Below are 16,587 nucleotides of genomic sequence, written 5' to 3'. Positions count from 1 at the left end.
CCCAACCTCCACACTCTTGCCCCGCGTAAGCATTCACGCTCGTGTCCCGCCTCAAAGGATCTGGTCTGTGGGTAGGGCTTTGATCTGCGACGGCCAGATCAGTTGAGACGCCGGGCCGCTGGAAATCTCAGGTGATCTGGTCCGGCTCCGCTGATTCACAATCTGGTCGATGCAGGTACTACAGCGGAAGATCATGTGACTGCTGATCGGTTCTGTCGTTGAGCGGTCATCCTGGTGGATGTGACGGAGGAGCATTTCGGCTAGTGGGCCCAGCAGTTAGGTGTTCTGCTGGGTGGGCTCGACCATCTGTTCGCGCGGCCGGAGCCCCGGGAGGTGTTCGCAGACCTGGTCGAGGGTCTGCTGTCGGACTTGCGTCGGAAGAACGCGTGGACGATGGCCGCACGGGCGGGCCATGTCACGCCTTCGCGGATCCGGAAGTTCCTCAACGCGGCCTCGTGGTCAGCAGACGCGCTGCTGGCCGAACTGCGGGCGTACGTGGCCGAGCATCTGGGCGATCAGGCCGCGTCGCTGGTCCTGGACGACACCCAGGTACAGAAGAAGGGGACCAAGTCCGTCGGGGTCGCCCGGCAGCACTGCGGAGCCACCGGCGACGTGCGCAACTGCCAGGTCATGGGTGCGACACGAAGTCGCACGTAGTGAGTGGGCTCGTCGGAAGGAGGGTCGGTGTGATGCCGAGGACGTAGCCCCGGGCCAGTGTCCATGGCCTGTCTCCGCCCGGACGTGCGTCGCTGGTAACGGCGGGGTGCGAAGCTCCGGGAAGAAGCCCAAGGGCCTCCGCTCCACTCGGAGGTCACAGGCAAGGAGAAGATCGGACGGGTGAATGTGAATGAACCCTCGACGATGCCTCGTGATGGCAAGCCCCGCAGGTGGAATGCAGTGGTGGGGTGCAGGACTGGCCGCTGAGAAGCGGCAGGTGCCGGTCGCAGACTCTGAGTCGGCCGGGAGGACACCACCGTCCCGGGGTAATGAGGGCGCCCACCCCGGTCGCATCTCATACGTGTGGAACGTGACAACCCCGTTGGGGTCCATGCGACTTGTCGCCTGGTCAGCCGACCGCAAGGAAGGCCCAACTCCCCAGCGGGAGCAGGACGGCCCAAGAAGCCAACGCCGGTGCGCCGAAAGGCAGCAGGAAACCGGGGCGGACCATCGGCTCCTCCGCCGAGCCCCGCACAACTGACCGGATACGGGCAACTGCCCGATCCCGAAAGGGAGCTGACGTGGGCCGGGTGAGCCCGTGAGGAACGTGACTGATCAAGGATTCCGGAACCGAAGGGCAAGTTGGACACCATGAGGACCGAGGCGACTGCTGTTGCGACGCCGCCGGTCCGCGCGGTGAACGGACCGGAGGACACTCTCCCCGACTGGGACGCCATCGACTGGCGTGCCGAAGAGGAGAGCGTACGGCGTCTTCGACAGCGGATCTTCACGGCGTCGCAGGCAAGGGACCTCAAGAAGGTCCGCAACTTGCAGAAACTGATGCTCCGTTCCCGAGCCAGCACGCTGGTGAGCGTGCGGCGGGTCACGGAGATCAACGCGGGGCGCAAGACGGCGGGCGTCGACGGGCAGGTCGTACTGACCTCCCGGGGCAAGGCGGAACTGGCCCACTGGGTCCAGCACTGCACCGGCCCGTGGCAGGCCCGACCCGTCAAGCGCGTGTACATCCCCAAAGCAGGTGGAAAGAGGCGCCCGCTCGGCATTCCCGTGATCGTGGACCGGGTGCAGCAAGCCCGCGTCTCACAGGCACTGGAACCCGAGTGGGAAGCGCGGTTCGAGCCGAAGTCGTACGGCTTTCGACCCGGCCGCAGCTGCCAGGACGCGATCGCGGCGATCTACTGGACGGCCAAGGGCAAGAGCGCCCTGCGTCGGTGGGCGCTCGACGCGGACCTGGTGGCGGCGTTCGACCGGATCGACCACGCCCACCTTCTCGCCCAGCTCGGCTCCTTCCCCGCCCGGGGAACGGTCGAGCGGTGGCTGAAGGCCGGCGTGGTCGAGGACGGCGAGCTCACCCCGACCGGGGAGGGAACTCCCCAAGGCGGCGTGATCAGCCCTGTCCTCTTGAACATCGCCCTGCATGGAATGGAGACGGCCGCGGGAGTGCAGTACCGGCAGACGGGCCGCCGCGCTGGCGACACGATGCCGGGCTCCCCGCTGCTGGTTCGATACGCCGACGATCTTGTCGCCCTGTGCCACTCGCGGGAACAGGCCGAACGGGTCAAGGAACGGCTCGCCCAGTGGCTGGCGCCCCGGGGTCTGGCCTTCAACGAGGACAAGACGCGCATCGTCCACCTCGAACAGGGCTTCGACTTTCTCGGGTTCACCGTCCGCCGCTATCACGGCAAGCTGCTGATCAAACCCAGCCGCGAGGCCGTCAAACGGATCCGGCAAAGGCTCGGCACCGAAATGCGCGCCCAGAACGGGGCCAACGCGGCGGCGGTGCTGCACCGGCTCAACCCGATCATCCGGGGTTGGGCGGCCTACTACCGGAACGTGGTCTCCAGCGAGGTCTTCGCCTCCCTGGACGACTACATGTGGAAGCTCGTCTACAAGTGGGCCACCCGCGCCCACCCGAACAAGTCGAGGCACTGGGTCACCGCCCGCTACTTCGGCCGGTTCAACAAGTCCCGGCAGGACCAGTGGGTGTTCGGCGACCGCCACAGCGGCGCCTACCTGCTGAAATTCGCCTGGACGAGCATCCTCCGACACCAGATGGTCCAGAACGGGGCGTCCCCGGACGACCCCGACCTGACCGAGTACTGGGCCGATCGACGGCGCAGAAGCGCACCTTCGCTGGTCAACCGCGCCACCTTGCGCCTGCTCAACGCGCAGAACGGCCGCTGTCAGATCTGCCGCAGGCCGCTACTGCCCGTCGAACGCCCGCCAGCCGACCCCACCCAGTGGGAGAGATGGCTGCGGGCGACCCGCCAGGCGATCACCGAACGGATGATCACCTACCACGGGATCGGCACGCCGGACGGAACACAACTCCGTCTTGTCCACACCACCTGTCAGCAGCTCAACACTGCTGGCAGCAGACCCGCAACATCAACTCTGCACGCCCGCACGCCTCCAGGGCTTGCTTGAGCCGTGGTGCCCGGAAAGCGGGCATGCCCGGTTCTGAGGGGGCTCCGGCGCAGTAATGCGCCGGAGCTACCCGACTGATGCTGACCTACGCGGCACCCGGCGGACACACCTTTATCGACCGTCGCCTGTACCTGCCGCTGGTTGGCCCACCCGGATGGCCCGCGCCCGGCACCGCCACCATGAAGCGCGCCGACCACCTGCTGCCTTACGCGAAACGCCGCAACCAGTGGGAACGTCGCTCCTGCGGAGAAGGATCGAAGGGCCGTCGGTACTACGACTGGACCGTGTCGCCGTCTGGGTCAAGGACCAGGAACCCGCCGAGGGATTCGAACACCAGTTGCCGATAGGCTGCTCCAAGCACAAGAGGAAACTGGCCGGCGGGCGCTTCGACTTCGAATACGCCTACTTCCTCGTCCACGCCCCCGCCGCCACCCCGGCCGGCGCCGCGATAGAGCAGACCGGGATCCGCTGGCAGATCGAAGAGGACAACGAGCAGGCCAAACAGCTCACCGGCCTGGACCAGTACCAGGTCCGCAAGTGGATCCCCTGGCACCGCAGCATCACCTGCACGATGCTCGCCCACGCCTTCCTGGCCGTCCAGCGCGCCCGCCACCTCGCCGCCGACCCCGAACTCCCGCGTGGGGAAGCGGCTCCGGGCCAGGAGACGGCAGACGCCCCGCCCGCCGAGGAGCCCCCGCCACCAACAAGTGGCCCACCACGCCAGCCTGGTCCCATGATCCGACTGACCCTCTCCGCGCTGGCCTGCCTCCTGGCTCTCACCGGCCTCGTCATCCGCCACGACGACGCCGAACTTCTGCGTCAGCACCACGGACGAACCGAAACACCAGACCGCAGCCGCCATCAGCCACTACCAGCGACGCGGAGACCCCCTCCCCGCGCACCTTCGCCCAAGCGATCCGAAGCGATCACATCAGCAAGATCCGCCGCTGTAGTACCGGGCCAGGAACTGTCGCGAGTGGCTTCCGTGCGGGCGATCTCGGCCAGGGCCCGGGGGGACAGTTTGCTGCAAGGCGTAGACCGAGTCGGGCGCCGCCGCAGCGGTGAGCAGGACGACCACCATCGCCGAGGCGACCAGGGCACCGGACTGGTCATCCCGCACCGCCGCCCCGCCAGCGGTCACCTCTGCGGCTGGAAGAAGCAGCACAACCACTCCCACAGCAGGGCCGCGCCCGCGTCGAACACGTCTTCGCGCGCATGAAGAACTGGAAGATCCTTCGCGACTGCCGCCTGAAGGGCGACGGTGTCCACGCCGCGATGCTCGGCATCGCCCGCCTGCACAACCTCCTCCAGGCCGCATAGCCCACCCACGCCGCCCGAACCCGGACGACGGCAGACGCGTCAAAGATCAATTGCGGGACAGCCCGTAGGAGTAGACGGGAGCCAGCACTGTCTCGGCGACGGGTGAAAACTGACCGCTGAACGGCGGATCAAAGGTGACCCACCTCGCGATCGTCTGATCATCCTGATCTTCATAGAGGGTCAGGAGGAGAGGGTGATCCACGTGGAGGACTGGGCCGAGATCCGTCGGCTGCATCGGGCCGAGCAGATGCCGATCCGGGCGATCGCCCGCCATATGGGCATCTCGAAGAACACGGTGAAGCGGGCCCTGGCCACCGACCAGCCGCCCGTCTACCAGCGTCCGTTGAAAGGATCGGCGGTCGACGCGTTCGAGCCCGCGATCCGCGAGCTGCTCAAACAGACGCCGACGATGCCCGCGACAGTGATCGCCGAGCGGATCGGATGGACCCGCGGGCTGACGATCCTGAAGGAACGAGTGCGTGAGCTGCGGCCGGCCTACCTGCCCGTCGACCCGGTCTCGCGGACCGTCTACCAGCCGGGCGAGCTCGCGCAGTGCGACCTGTGGTTCCCGGCCGTCGACATCCCGCTCGGCTACGGCCAGTCCGGCCGCCCGCCGGTTCTGGTCATCGTCTCGGGCTACTCGCGGGTGATCACCGCTCGGATGCTGCCGTCGCGCCAGACCGGCGACCTGATCGACGGGCACTGGCGCCTGCTCGCCGACGGCTGGGGAGCCGTCCCCAAGACCCTGGTCTGGGACAACGAAGCCGGAGTCGGCAAAGGCAGGCTGACCAGCGAGTTCGCGGCGTTCGCGGGACTGCTGGCCACCCGGGTCCACCTCTGCCGCCCCCGCGACCCGGAAGCGAAGGGCCTGGTCGAACGCGCCAACGGCTACCTGGAGACCAGCTTCCTGCCCGGCCGCACCTTCACCGGACCCACCGACTTCAACACCCAGCTGGCAGCCTGGCTGCAGATCGCCAACCGGCGGATCCACCGCTCCATCGACGCCCGGCCCATCGACCGCTGGGAGGCGGACCGGGCCGCGATGCTCCAGATTCCGCCTGTGTCGCCGCCCAGCTGGTGGCGCTTCCACACCCGCATCGGCCGCGACCACTACGTCCGCGTCGACACCAACGACTACTCCGTCCACCCGCGCGCCATCGGCAAGACCGTGATGGTCCGCGCGGACAACGAGGAGGTCAGCGTCATCGCGGGCAACGACGTCGTCGCCCGGCACACCCGCTGCTGGGCCCGCCACCAGACCCTGACCGACCCCGAGCACGCAGCTGCGGCCCAGCTCCTTCGCGGCGAGGCGATCCGCCAGCAAGCCGCCCGCGCGGCCACCGCCCGAGCCGCCCTGCTGGCCCCGGACAGCCTCGGCATCGAGGTCGAGCAACGCGAACTGGCGACTTATGACCGCATGTTCACCCTCATCGAGGGCGGCGCCGGGAAGGAGGAACCCTGATGACACCCACCCCCACGACCAGCGCGGCCAAGCCCGACGGCCAGGCCCGCACCGGGCGACAGACCGCAGCCGACCTGGCGTTTTGCGCCCGCGCACTGAAGGCCCCGGCCTTGCTGGACGCCGCCGAAAGGCTGGCCGAACGCGCCCAGGCCGAGTCCTGGACCCACCTCGAATACCTCGTCGCCTGCCTGCAGCGCGAGGTCTCCGCCCGCGACAGCCACGGCGGCGAGGGCCGCATCCGCGCCGCCCGCTTCCCCGCGATCAAGACGATCGAGGAACTCGACCTCACCCATCTGCGCGGGCTGACGCGCCAACAACTCGGCCACCTGGGAACATTGGACTTCATAGCCGCCCGCGAGAACGCGATCTTCCTGGGGCCGCCGGGCACCGGCAAGACGCACCTGGCGACCGGGCTCGCCGTCCGGGCCTGCCAGGCCGGCCACCGGGTCGCGTTCGCGACCGCCGCCCAGTGGGTCGACCGCCTAGCCGCCGCCCACCACACAGGACGGCTCCAGGACGAGCTGATCAAACTCGGCCGTTACCCGCTGATCGTGGTCGACGAAGTGGGCTACATCCCGTTCGAGGCCGAGGCCGCGAACCTGTTCTTCCAGCTGATCTCGAACAGATACGAGAGGGCCAGCGTGATCGTCACCAGCAACAAGCCCTTCGGGCGCTGGGGAGAGGTGTTCGGTGACGAGACCGTCGCCGCAGCGATGATCGATCGGCTCGTCCACCACGCCGAGGTCCACTCCCTCAAGGGCGAGTCCTACCGCATGCGGGGCCGCGATCTCGGTCGCGTCCCCGCCACCGACAACGACTGAACACGAGCGCTGACGACGCGAAAAGGGTCAGATCTCGACCGACCAAAGTGGGTCACGGTTCAGCCGCCGCCGACACACTGGTAGGAGCAGTCAGCCGAGACCCTGCCCCGGTTCCGGGGACGCGCCGTCGCCGGCGCTCTGCAGTGGGAGCGGCAACGGGCCAACAAGGTGGGAGAGATCGGCGCTGCGCCCAAGCCGCCAGCTGCACCGGGCTCCCCCGCTAACGCTTGTCCCTCGCTCCATCGGAGACGCCACCGAGACGAATCTCCTCCAGCGTGGTCCAGCGGTAGCGGTGATTCTCCCTCCGAAGTTCGACCAACTTGACACCCGATACAGGAAGTTCAGCAGGTTCGAGGCGGCGGAGATCGGTGATCGCCCTCTGGATTGGTTCTGCCGGGACCGGCCGGTTGCAGTACGCGATGCCCAGGTGGGGTCGAAAGCCGCTGGTCGGCTTGGCCGTGGCCACCCCGGCCGCAGTGCCGACGTCGGTGAGTGCACTGTGTAGCTGCAGGAGTGGCCCCCACGGTGCGAGACTGAAGCGCACTGCACCACGAGACCCTGCCAGGGGCAGGACTTGCAGGACGAATGGATCAAGCTCTGCGCAGCGCGCACGGGCGGCTGCAGCTACGGTCGCCAGCATGTCTTCGCTCGCCGCGCTGACTCGGCTGATGGTGATGTGCAGTCCGTCGGCGGCGGTGTGATCAAGTTCCGGCCGGGCGAGCTGCCGCTGGCACCGCTCAGCCAGCGAGTGAACGTCGGGCGCCTGCTCCGCGGTAATGAACCAGTAGAGCCGACGGCGTCCGGATGATCTCCCAGGCCGGTCCCAGTGGTTGACCATCATGGTCACTGCGGAGAAGGCGGCCCAGTCGTGGTCCGCGATCACCCTGGGGTCAGTGAGCGACGGCGGCGGGTCAGCGGGGAAGCTGATGGGTCGTGTGGGCGTGTCTGGGTACATCGACGCTCTATTCGTCCACGGCCAGAGGGCTCGCTCAGGATCAGGGCCTATGCCTCGACAATGTACGCGGCCTTCTGGACCCTCCACTGCGCGAGGGCCACACCATACTCAACCACCGCATCGAGATGGGACCACGGTGCCGCGAGCTGCTGAAGTTCGGCAGCGCGCTGCACGACTGAGCGGATCGGGTTCGCACCACCGGAGTGCAGCGCTGCTCGGCCGAGGTCCATGGACTGCTCGACCTCTGGGTTCGGACCGTGAAGGTGGGAGGCTGCGACGTCCAGGGCGATCAGGGCCCGACTCCAGGCGGAGTCCGCTTCCTGAACGTGCTGCGCGACCTGGTCAGCGTAGCTGAGCACCTTCGGGGTATCGCCGAGCGCCATGTGAACGGTCGCGGCGTTGGCCAGCGTGCGTGCCAGGCCGTACGGCTCGAAGGAGATGCACGGCGTCAGGCCGAGCGGCGTGCCGACCCGTTCGGTCAGTGCGAGAGCCTCCCCGATCGCCCGCTCCGCAGCCCGCCTCTCGTGGAGCTTGCCGAGGGCGCGCGCCTTGCCGTTGACCAGCAGTCGGACGGCTTGTGGGCTGCCGACTGCGAGGCGGACGCCCGCGTCCGCGAGGTCGTAGGCCTCACGGTACTGGCCGGCGTAGTAGGCCTCCAAGGACTGTGTCCCCCGGACCCACGCCATCAGGTCGACGTCCTGAACCTCCTCTGCCAGCTGGAACGCCTCCGCGCAGTAGGCCTTGGCAGCCGCCGGCCGTCCCGCGTTCACCGCCATATAGCCGAGGAGGCCGGCTGCCTGAGCAGCCAGAACGTAGAGCTTCTGCCGCTGGCCGGGATGCTGCCGTCCGCTCAGCAGAGTATGTAGCGAGGACCGTAGCTGAGCCCCGACCGGGGCGAGGGATTGTGGTCCGCCCGTCTCGTAGGACATAACGATCGAGTCAACGGACCGAGCGAACTGGGACAGGGCGGCGGTATCGACGTTCACCGAGGTAATCGCACTCAACTGATCCGCGATCACCGCCGGATCGTCCCAGATTCCCGCAGTGGCTGCCTCCTCCGGTGCCCTTCGGTGTTGGGCGCGCACCGGCACGAGCGCCGCCGACTCCGCAGGAAGCGGCGCGATCAGGGCGGGTGGGATACCCAGTCCCTTGGCCCACTGCTGGAGCTGGTGACGGTCGCGGATCGTCTTGCGACCGTTTTCCAGTCGGCTGACCTCGGCTTGATCGATTCCGACGAGCCGCGCCACTGCCGCCTGCGGAAGCCCTGTGTGCCGTCGATATAAACGAACCACCGCTCCGAAGTCCCAGCGTCTCAGCGCTCCCAGGACCTCGGGTTCCGCCCAGAACGCCGCGTCGGCCTTGGGTGCCATGCTGCGCTCGCACAGCGCGCATTGACGCCGTTGGTTGAAGCGGCTGAGCAGCGCTCCACAGCCGGTGCAGCATCGCTGTTGCGCGTTTTCCACGCCCCACCCCACTCGGTACGTGACCGGATGACACCGCTGAGTTCCACACTGCCACAGCTGCCCTTCGCCCCGGCCGGTAGCGGCACGATTTCCCGGCTGTCTGGCTCGGGACACGAGACTCACCCAGTCGGCCTACTCCCTGATGCCAAGTCTTCTGATCTGTCGTCGACTGGCATTGCTCCGTGTCTTGCAGCAGCATGCGGTCCCGCGCTGGGCTGCCGTGCCGTTTCTTCGGTGGAGGTCGAGATAAGCGCCAACTCCTGTGGCATTGACGCGCGGTGCAAGCCGGAGCCGTACGCCGACCAGGCCCGCGCCTACTACGCGGCCAAAGACCCGGCTCACGACTTTGTGCACGTCCAGCGCATCCTGGCCCGGCTTGATTCCCTGCGTGACGGCCAGCAACCCAGACTGCACCTGCTCTACTTCCTGGCCTGCTTCCACGGACTCGTCCCCAACCTTGATGATCCGGGGTTTCGGCGGGACACCGCCGCCTTCCTCGGGTCTCTCGGGTGGCCCGCCGAGGAGGTGACTCAGGCCCTGATCAGCCTGGAACGTCACCTCAAGGAGCCGATGTTGCTGGAGGAGGAGTTGGTCCACGACGCCAACTTCCTTGAGGCAGTGGGCGCTTTCGGCATCGCGAAGGCGTTTACTACCGGTGGGGCAAGAGGGCAGCACTACGAGGAGAGCATCGAACGCGCCAGGTTCTTCATCGATCAGCCGGTCTTCCGGACTCGGCTCGGCAAGGACCTGGCAGTCGAACGCCGCGCGTACGCCCACTCCTTCCTCGACGTCCTGGAAGCTGAACTCGCAGCCGAGCTGTCCGTCCGATCCGAGGGGACCAGACGGACAGCTCGGTGAACTACCGTGTCACCGAACCTCAGTCAGCCGTGCCGAGCGTGGCCGGCGCCCCGTACTGCTGAAGCACCTTCGGGACCGCGACCACCCCTCGCTCGTCCTGGAAGTTCTCCATGACTGCGAGCAGGGCCCGTGCCGTGATGCCGGTGCCGTTGACGGTATGCAGGAACTCAGTCCCGCCGTCACGACGAACCCGGGCGTTCAGGCGGCGGGCCTGGTAGTCGGTCGTGTTGGAGCACGACGTCACCTCGCGGTAGCGCTCCTGGGCGGGGAACCAAGCCTCGATGTCGTACTTCTTCGCGGCTGGGTTGCCCAGGTCACCCACCGCGATGTTGACCACCTGGTAGGGCAGGCCCAGCGCCTGGATGATCTCCTCCTCGTGCGCGAGGATCTCGTCGTGGATCTGCTCGGACTGCTCCGGCAGGCAGAACACAAACATCTCGACCTTGTCGAACTGGTGGACGCGGAACATGCCGCGAGTGTCCTTGCCGGCCGAGCCCGCCTCGCGCCGGAAGTTCGTCGAGAAGGCGGTGTACCGAGCGGGAAGCTCGTCTTCCTCAAGCCGTTCGTCCATGTGGAAGCCGCCGAGCGCGACCTCCGAGGTGCCGCTCAGGTAGAGCTCGTCCTTGTCCAGCCGGTAGAGGTTGGTCTCGTCGGTCGGCAGGTAGCCGGTGCCGTACATCGCACGCTTGTTGACCAGGACCGGCGGCAGCAGGTAGGTGAAGCCCTTGCTGATGATCCGGTCCAGCACGAAGCGATAGAGAGCTTGCTCGGTCAGCGCGACATCCCCGACCCGGTAGGCGAAGCGCGCGCCGGCGAGCCGGGCTCCGCGCTTCATGTCCACCCAACCGGTCCTCGATGCCAGCTCGAGGTGGTCCTTGGGCGTGAAGGGGAAGACCGGGATCTCACCCCAGGTCCGGACGACCTCGCCTTCGTCCTCACCGCCGGCGGGCGCGGTCGGGTGCGGCAGATTCGGGAGCCTGTCCAGCAGATGCTGACGGCGGGCGGCCGCGTTGGCCAACCCCTCTTCGGCGTCACGAAGTTCGTCCTTGAGGCGCTTCAGGTCCTCGATCTGCTCGGGGGTCGGCGCGCCCTTGGGGCGCTTCTGCGATCGAAGCCGATCAACCTGGTCCACAAGTTCGCGCCAGCTCGCGTCAACCGCGAGCAGGTCGTCGAAGTCCTCTGCAGCGCCTCGCCTGGCGAGGGCGGCACGGAAGTAGTTGGGCTCTTTACGAGCAGCCTTCAGATCGATCACCCTGGTCAGTGTAGTGAATCCAGGCGACTCTGGCAGCGCAATATCAACTGCCGCCCCTGCGATTATTGATGATTGATTGATCATCAGCTATTCACACCCAAGTCCACCTCGGCGCGGCTCCTCTTATGAGGGGAGTTGATGGTCGGCGAAGGCTCCGCCCGTCCAGCGGTCGGTGAGCGGCCCGGGGTCGGGGTGCCGGTCAGCGCTGTCGGCGGCCTGGTAGCCGAGGGTGTCCCAGCCGGTGCGGGGCCACCAGCGCTCCGCGTTGCCAGAGGTGCCGTACAGGGTGAGGAATCGGCTCGGCAGGGGGCGGGTTGCCGCGGCGTACAGCAGGGCGGTGGCATCTCGGGGACTGAGCCAGGTCACTCGGTGGCGGGGCTCGCTGGGGCGGGGCCGGCAGCTGCCGATCCGGACCGCGACGACCTCCAGGCCTCCCTTGTGCGCGTAGAGGTAGCCGAGCGCCTCCATGGTGACCTTGCTGACGGCGTAGAAGCTGTCCGGCGCCAGCGGCTCGTTCTCTGGCCCGCTGGCGGGATTCAGGCCGGTGACGTGGTGGCTGCTGGCCAGCACCACGCGCGGTACCCGCTGACGACGGGCCGCCTCAAGGACGTGGTGGGTGCCGGTGATGTTGTGCTCCACCATGTCGGCGAAGGACCCCTCTTGGCTGCTGCCCGCAAGGTGGATGATCGCGCACGCCCCTGCGGCGGCCCTCTCGACAGCCTCCTGGTCGCACAGGTCGGCCTGGACGAACTCGGCGTCGGCGGGAGGACCGGCAGCGGGCGATCGCCGGTCGAGCAGCCGCAGCCGGACGCCTTGGGCGGTTAGGTCCGTGGCCAGGTGTGTGCCGATGGCGCCGCTCGCTCCGGTGACCAGGAGAGGGCTGCTCACGAGCGAGGGGCGTGGTGGAGCATCGCTGCCACGCCGTCGTCGCTCGCGGGTACCCGCACGTACCGCGCTGCGGGGCGCGGGATCGGCGACGGCCTCCGCCGCAAGACCGATCGGCCCCAGGGCGGCCAGGGCACCCAGGTGCGTCGCGCCGACCTCGCCGGCGCCAACAAACGGGACCCGCTCACGCCAGGCCTCCCGGCAGCGTCGCACGCAGGAAGGCGGCCCCCGCAGCGAGCGCGTCGGCTGGGGCGTCGCGCACATGGGTCTCCAGCGCGTACGGCAGGGTCGGACGGGCTGCGTCCAGCAGGGGCAGCAGCTGCGGGTAGGGAACGCACCCGGCGCCCGCCGCGCAGAACACCCGGCCTCCGTCCGCAGCCGGACGGTAGTCCTTGACGTGCACGTACTCCACGTACGGGGCCAGGGACCCCACCACCTCCGGCATGGCCTGGCCGACCTCGTGGAGGTTCGCCACGTCCAGCCACAGCCCGAGTCCCTGACCGTGGTAGCGGCCGAGCATCTCCAGCAGTTCGTCGGCGTGGGCGACGGTGCAGACCGGCTCGTTCTCCAGCAGAAGCCGCACTCCCGCCGCGTTCGCAACCTCCAGGGCCCTCGCCAACAGCGGGTCACCGACCAGATGCTCCGTCAGGTCCGGCTCGACACGCAGGTGGGAGAACACCCGCACCGCAGGCGCGCCCAGAGCCCGCGCCGCCTGGACCGCCCGCTCCACCCACCCCAGCCGCTCGCTTCGCGCGACCCGAGCGGGGAAACCGAAACTGTCCACCAGCCCCGGCGTCGCCTGCGGCTGGCACCACTTCCACAGTGGAGAGGCCAGCGCCGCCACCCGCAGGCCACGCTCCTCGGCCATGCCGCGCAAGCGCCGCAGCCTGTCGTCGCCCAGCATCACGACGTTGGCGCCCCACGCCGTGCGGATCTCCAACTCGGTGATGCCCAGCGCCAGGGCGAGGTCCATTCCATGAGCCGGGTCCTGCCCGAGCTCGTCCGGATTAAGTACCAGCGTGCCCGCCGGGTGTGAGTCCACGGTGGTCTCCAAGACGAAGCGGTATCGGGAAAAGCGGCTCCCCGCACGATCAGGAGGTTCTGCGGGGAGCCGTGATGCTCGCGAACGCGCCGCTCGGGAGTGCGGGAGCGGCAGGTTGCGGATCGGCGGCGCGCATTGCGCCGCTCGGGAGTGCGGGAGCGGCAGGTTGCGGATCGGCGGCGCGCATTGCGCCGCTGCGCGGCCAAGTGCGGGGCGACCTCGCACGAGAGGTCCCGGAGGGCGAGAGTTCAGCTGAAGAGGTTCTCGTACTTCCAGTACTGGATCTCCCACTGGGTGGCCAACGGATCGCGTGCCGCTTGATCACTCAGCAGGCCACGCTTGGTCATGGCTAGCTGAAGCTCCGCGAACTCCCGCCAGCCCCAGCCCAAGAAGTCCTGAACGTCGCCGATCAGGACCTCTGCCGGCTGGCCGGTCAGGGCTCGCAACATCGGCGCTGTCAGGAACCCTAGTGTCGAGGCTTCGTACCGGTGCAGCGGGGGCAGATGGGTACCCGCGAGCAAGGCCTGCGCCTCCATCAGATGATCGACCACCTGGAGCTGGTACCACCGGCAGGTGAACGCCTGCCCCCTCTTCGACGCCTTGTCGACCACCCTCAGCTTCCGCCAGATGATGAAGTTGAGGAACCGCCACCTGCGGAGATGTGCTGAGGAGTTCGAATCGATGGCGGGTCGCCCTGGCAGGTCGACTTGACGCTCGATCAGCCAGCGGAACGGCTCTGCGACTCGCATGCTCCCGTCGTACGTCCGGCTGTCGATGCGATCGCAGCCCAGCTCCGACCCGAGGTAGACCGTCTCGCCCATCGCTGCGGCTGCCCGCGCTGCGACATGGAACGCCCGTCCCGGGGCACGGTCGCGCGCCGCCCAGATGCTGCCGTGCTCATCGACGAAGAGTTCGGCGCGGTCACGCAGCACGGGCCACCAACCTTCCACCGGTGAAGGGGGATTACTGAGGTCGCTACCGTCGAGATGACCGAGCAGCAGGTCGTCGAGCCCGCCGGTGGTCAAGGGCGATGCGACCAGCTCTTCGGCAAGCCGCTGGTGGACTTCCAGAGGCCGCTGCGCGTCAGGATTTTGGCGAAGCATGACCCCGGCATACGCGCTCCTCCACTTTGGGTGAGGTGCATAGAGACCGGCCTGGAGGTAGGCGAACTCCAACGAGGCCGTAGCGGCACGGTATGCACTGCGCACCGCGACAAAGCTCGGCCCCTGATCCACCAGGAAGCGGCGGGCAGCCGCCGTCCAGGTCGAGATCCGAGTAAGCGCGTCGTCCTGGCGCCCCTGCAGGATGTCGTCGGGCCACCGCCCGGCGCGCCGCTGGAGCGTTGCATGGATCCCCGACGGGTCGTGGATGGGGTGTGAGTCGAGGAACCAGGACAACAGCCATTCGCTCTGCCGGTGCCAGTGCTCGGGCCGCTCAGGGTGGCGGTAGATCGCGCTGAGGTCCGCCCGAGAGAGACTCTCGATCTCGAAACGCATGCCCTTGTCACACACCTCGCCGTAGAGAGCGTCGAGGTGGAGGTTGTCGATCAGCTTCTGCAGCTCGGCTGCATGCCGGACGTAGTCGCGCTCGCGTTCGAACATGACGAAGACGTCGAGGTCGGAGTGCTCGTCCGCGGCTCCGTACGCGACCGAGGAGGTGATGTTGACGCTGATCCGGTTCTCGATCTCCGGGAGGTGCGTCCGGATCGCCGGCAGGAGGTGGTCGCGGAACGCCTCCGTGGCGGTATCACGCAGGCGCAGTGAGTCTGACGTCGCCTGGGTCAGAGCGGATGTCGTAGTCATATCTCCTCCGGGGCAATCAGTCGAGCGTCTGGTGGCCGATCGAGTAGGACAGAGTTCGCGGCCTGGCGGAGACCTCGCCGAACAGCCGCTGGCGCTCAGCCGGGCTGGGCAGATGCCACCAGCTGTCGGAGAGCTGGCCCTCGGGGCGGACCTGCTGGAAAAGGTCGTCGATGAAGAGCCTGTTGAACCGCTTCGTGTACTGGCAGCTGCGGATGTCGATGGCCATCTCGTCGCCGGTGTGGACCATCGCGTCGTAGGCGCAGCCGTTGCCGCACATGCCTCGGGCCTGGCAGCCATCGCAGTGGGTGTAGTAGATGGGCGAGCGCTTGCGCCACTTGTCCACGACGGTGGACCGGTAGGCGTCGATGTCGAGTTGGCGCATGGCGAGCCGGTCCATGACGAGGAAGCTCTTGCACGGCCCGACGTTGCCCTTGGCGTCGACGTTGAGGTTGGTTCCGCCGGCGGCCCCGCAGTCGTGGAAGCGGTAGCGCTGCTGAACGAAGGGCTGGAGCTTGCGGTAGACGAGTTCCAGGAACAGTCCGCGGTCGCGGAACCGCTGGTGGATGGCGTACATCCGGTCGGCGTAGCGGTCCGGGTCGATGAGCTGGTCGTAGTCCTTCTGGTCCGGGGTGGGTGGCTTCATGAAGTTCACCCCGAGGCCGGTGGGCTGGTAGGTGTCGAGGAACCACTCGATGATCCCCTCGGCGCGATCGAGGTTGTGCTGGCCGAGGACCATCGACAGCGAGACCTCCGCGCCCGCCTTCTTGAGCTGGCGAACACCGGCGTCGACCATGCGCCACGAGCCGCGGCCACCGTGATTGCGACGCAGGGCATCGTGGACGTCGGCGGGGCCGTCCATGGAGACGATGCACTTCACGTCGTGCTCGGCGAGGAAGGCGGCCTGACGGTCGCGGATCAGGGTCGCGTTGGTGCCGATGACGAACCAGAAGTTCTCGCCGGGGCGTGCGGCGCGCTCGGCGACCTCGACGATGTGCTGGATCTGGTGGAAGAAGAGCGTCGGCTCGCCTCCGGTGATGTGGATGATCTTCGGGCGGCTGACCTCGGAGTGGGTGAAGAAGAAGTCGATCACCTCCGCGAGGCGGTCGGCGTCCGTCGGTTCGGCCTGCGGGGCAAGGACGTTGGGGATGACCTTGCAGTACGTGCAGGAGAGGTTGCAGACGTCGGTCAGCAGGATTCTCAGAAGGGTGAAGGAGGGCTGGACCTCCGTCTTGGTGTCCTCCTGCCGCATCAGGTCGCGGTGGAACGCCTCCGCCTGTCCGCCTGCTGCTGTGATGAAGCCCTGTGCCTGCATCACCTGGGCGAGTACCGGGTCAGCGGGCTTCCTCCCGACCTTGAGGTCTTCGAAGGTGTCCCGTAGGACGCGTCCGCCGTAGAGCTGTTCCTGTCGCAGGGCGTGGTTCAGGCACCATGCGCCGCCGCCGAGGTCGATGAGCGCGGTGTTGGTCTCCGGTTGCGGTCCGCCCTTGCGAGCGGCCACGGCCGGAAGGGCGCCGGAGTCGAGGTACACGTGAGTCGTGGCGGTGCCGGTGCTCGTGCTGAGGGCCGGGAGGCCGTCACGACTGTAGTCGTCTGCGGGCGGGACGAGGGCCGGGCGCAGGCGCGGG

At 67.8% G+C, this 16,587-nt stretch carries 12 protein-coding genes and 2 pseudogenes; 6 read left to right on the top strand and 8 right to left on the bottom strand.

Features of this window, described 5'->3' with window-relative positions; all coding sequences use genetic code 11:
- Window positions 1-285: 285 nt before the first annotated feature.
- A pseudogene (locus tag BR98_RS34035) lies at window positions 286-633 on the top strand (transposase); the annotation flags it as partial.
- Between the two features lie 675 nt (window positions 634-1,308).
- Complete coding sequence (gene ltrA / locus BR98_RS34030) at window positions 1,309-3,102, top strand: group II intron reverse transcriptase/maturase (RefSeq protein WP_035851094.1); 1,794 nt, start codon at window positions 1,309-1,311, stop codon at window positions 3,100-3,102.
- A gap of 271 nt (window positions 3,103-3,373) precedes the next feature.
- On the opposite strand, the gene BR98_RS34025 is transcribed toward ltrA, so the two are convergent.
- Complete coding sequence (locus tag BR98_RS34025; RefSeq protein ID WP_157538069.1) at window positions 3,374-3,931, bottom strand: hypothetical protein; 558 nt, start codon at window positions 3,929-3,931, stop codon at window positions 3,374-3,376.
- A gap of 211 nt (window positions 3,932-4,142) precedes the next feature.
- On the opposite strand from BR98_RS34025, the pseudogene BR98_RS38660 reads away from it, so the two are divergent.
- The 3 genes and pseudogenes from BR98_RS38660 to istB all read left to right on the top strand — a co-directional run.
- Window positions 4,143-4,422 (top strand): annotated as a pseudogene (locus BR98_RS38660) (transposase); the annotation flags it as partial.
- A 193-nt stretch (window positions 4,423-4,615) separates the two neighbouring features.
- A complete protein-coding gene (gene istA / locus BR98_RS34020; RefSeq protein WP_035839006.1) occupies window positions 4,616-5,884 on the top strand; it encodes an IS21 family transposase in 1,269 nt (422 codons plus the stop codon).
- Window positions 5,884-6,705, top strand: a complete 822-nt coding sequence (gene istB / locus BR98_RS34015) for an IS21-like element helper ATPase IstB (RefSeq protein ID WP_035839004.1) — start codon at window positions 5,884-5,886, stop codon at window positions 6,703-6,705. Before istA ends, istB begins: the two co-directional genes overlap by 1 nt.
- A gap of 220 nt (window positions 6,706-6,925) precedes the next feature.
- On the opposite strand, the gene BR98_RS34010 is transcribed toward istB, so the two are convergent.
- Window positions 6,926-7,588, bottom strand: coding sequence for a 2'-5' RNA ligase family protein (locus BR98_RS34010; RefSeq protein WP_051970800.1), 663 nt, complete (start codon window positions 7,586-7,588; stop codon window positions 6,926-6,928).
- A 119-nt stretch (window positions 7,589-7,707) separates the two neighbouring features.
- Entirely contained in the window at window positions 7,708-9,123 is a 1,416-nt protein-coding gene (locus BR98_RS34005; protein WP_157538067.1) for a helix-turn-helix domain-containing protein, read from the bottom strand.
- Window positions 9,124-9,357: 234 nt separating this feature from the next.
- Here BR98_RS34005 and BR98_RS34000 point away from each other — a divergent pair, with 234 nt between their 5' ends.
- On the top strand, window positions 9,358-9,981 hold the full coding sequence (locus BR98_RS34000; RefSeq protein WP_035851089.1) for an HD domain-containing protein: 624 nt from the start codon (window positions 9,358-9,360) through the stop codon (window positions 9,979-9,981).
- 19 nt (window positions 9,982-10,000) lie between these two features.
- Here the strand turns inward: BR98_RS34000 and serS are convergent, their stop codons facing one another.
- The 5 genes from serS to BR98_RS33975 form a co-directional block, all read right to left on the bottom strand.
- Window positions 10,001-11,233 carry a serine--tRNA ligase gene (gene serS / locus BR98_RS33995; RefSeq protein WP_035851086.1) on the bottom strand — a complete coding sequence of 411 codons (1,233 nt, stop codon included), beginning with the start codon at window positions 11,231-11,233 and terminating at the stop codon, window positions 10,001-10,003.
- Window positions 11,234-11,356: 123 nt separating this feature from the next.
- On the bottom strand, window positions 11,357-12,121 hold the full coding sequence (locus BR98_RS33990; protein WP_035851084.1) for an NAD-dependent epimerase/dehydratase family protein: 765 nt from the start codon (window positions 12,119-12,121) through the stop codon (window positions 11,357-11,359).
- 181 nt (window positions 12,122-12,302) lie between these two features.
- Window positions 12,303-13,160 carry a sugar phosphate isomerase/epimerase family protein gene (locus tag BR98_RS33985; protein ID WP_035854813.1) on the bottom strand — a complete coding sequence of 286 codons (858 nt, stop codon included), beginning with the start codon at window positions 13,158-13,160 and terminating at the stop codon, window positions 12,303-12,305.
- Between the two features lie 248 nt (window positions 13,161-13,408).
- Window positions 13,409-14,962, bottom strand: a complete 1,554-nt coding sequence (locus BR98_RS33980) for a hypothetical protein (protein WP_035851081.1) — start codon at window positions 14,960-14,962, stop codon at window positions 13,409-13,411.
- A 16-nt stretch (window positions 14,963-14,978) separates the two neighbouring features.
- A complete protein-coding gene (locus tag BR98_RS33975; protein WP_157538065.1) occupies window positions 14,979-16,460 on the bottom strand; it encodes a radical SAM/SPASM domain-containing protein in 1,482 nt (493 codons plus the stop codon).
- Window positions 16,461-16,587: the final 127 nt, after the last annotated feature.

It is taken from the genome of Kitasatospora azatica KCTC 9699 (assembly GCF_000744785.1).
GTDB lineage: Bacteria > Actinomycetota > Actinomycetes > Streptomycetales > Streptomycetaceae > Kitasatospora > Kitasatospora azatica.
Note: the sequence above shows the minus strand (reverse complement) of the source record. Positions and strands in the feature narration are given on the sequence as shown.

Excerpts from the sequence above, each read along its gene's own strand:
- ltrA (WP_035851094.1), top strand. The coding sequence starts at position 1,309 with ATGAGGACCGAGGCGACTGCTGTTGCGACGCCGCCGGTCCGCGCGGTG.
- istB (WP_035839004.1), top strand. The coding sequence starts at position 5,884 with ATGACACCCACCCCCACGACCAGCGCGGCCAAGCCCGACGGCCAGGCC.
- BR98_RS33980 (WP_035851081.1), bottom strand. The coding sequence starts at position 14,962 with ATGACTACGACATCCGCTCTGACCCAGGCGACGTCAGACTCACTGCGC.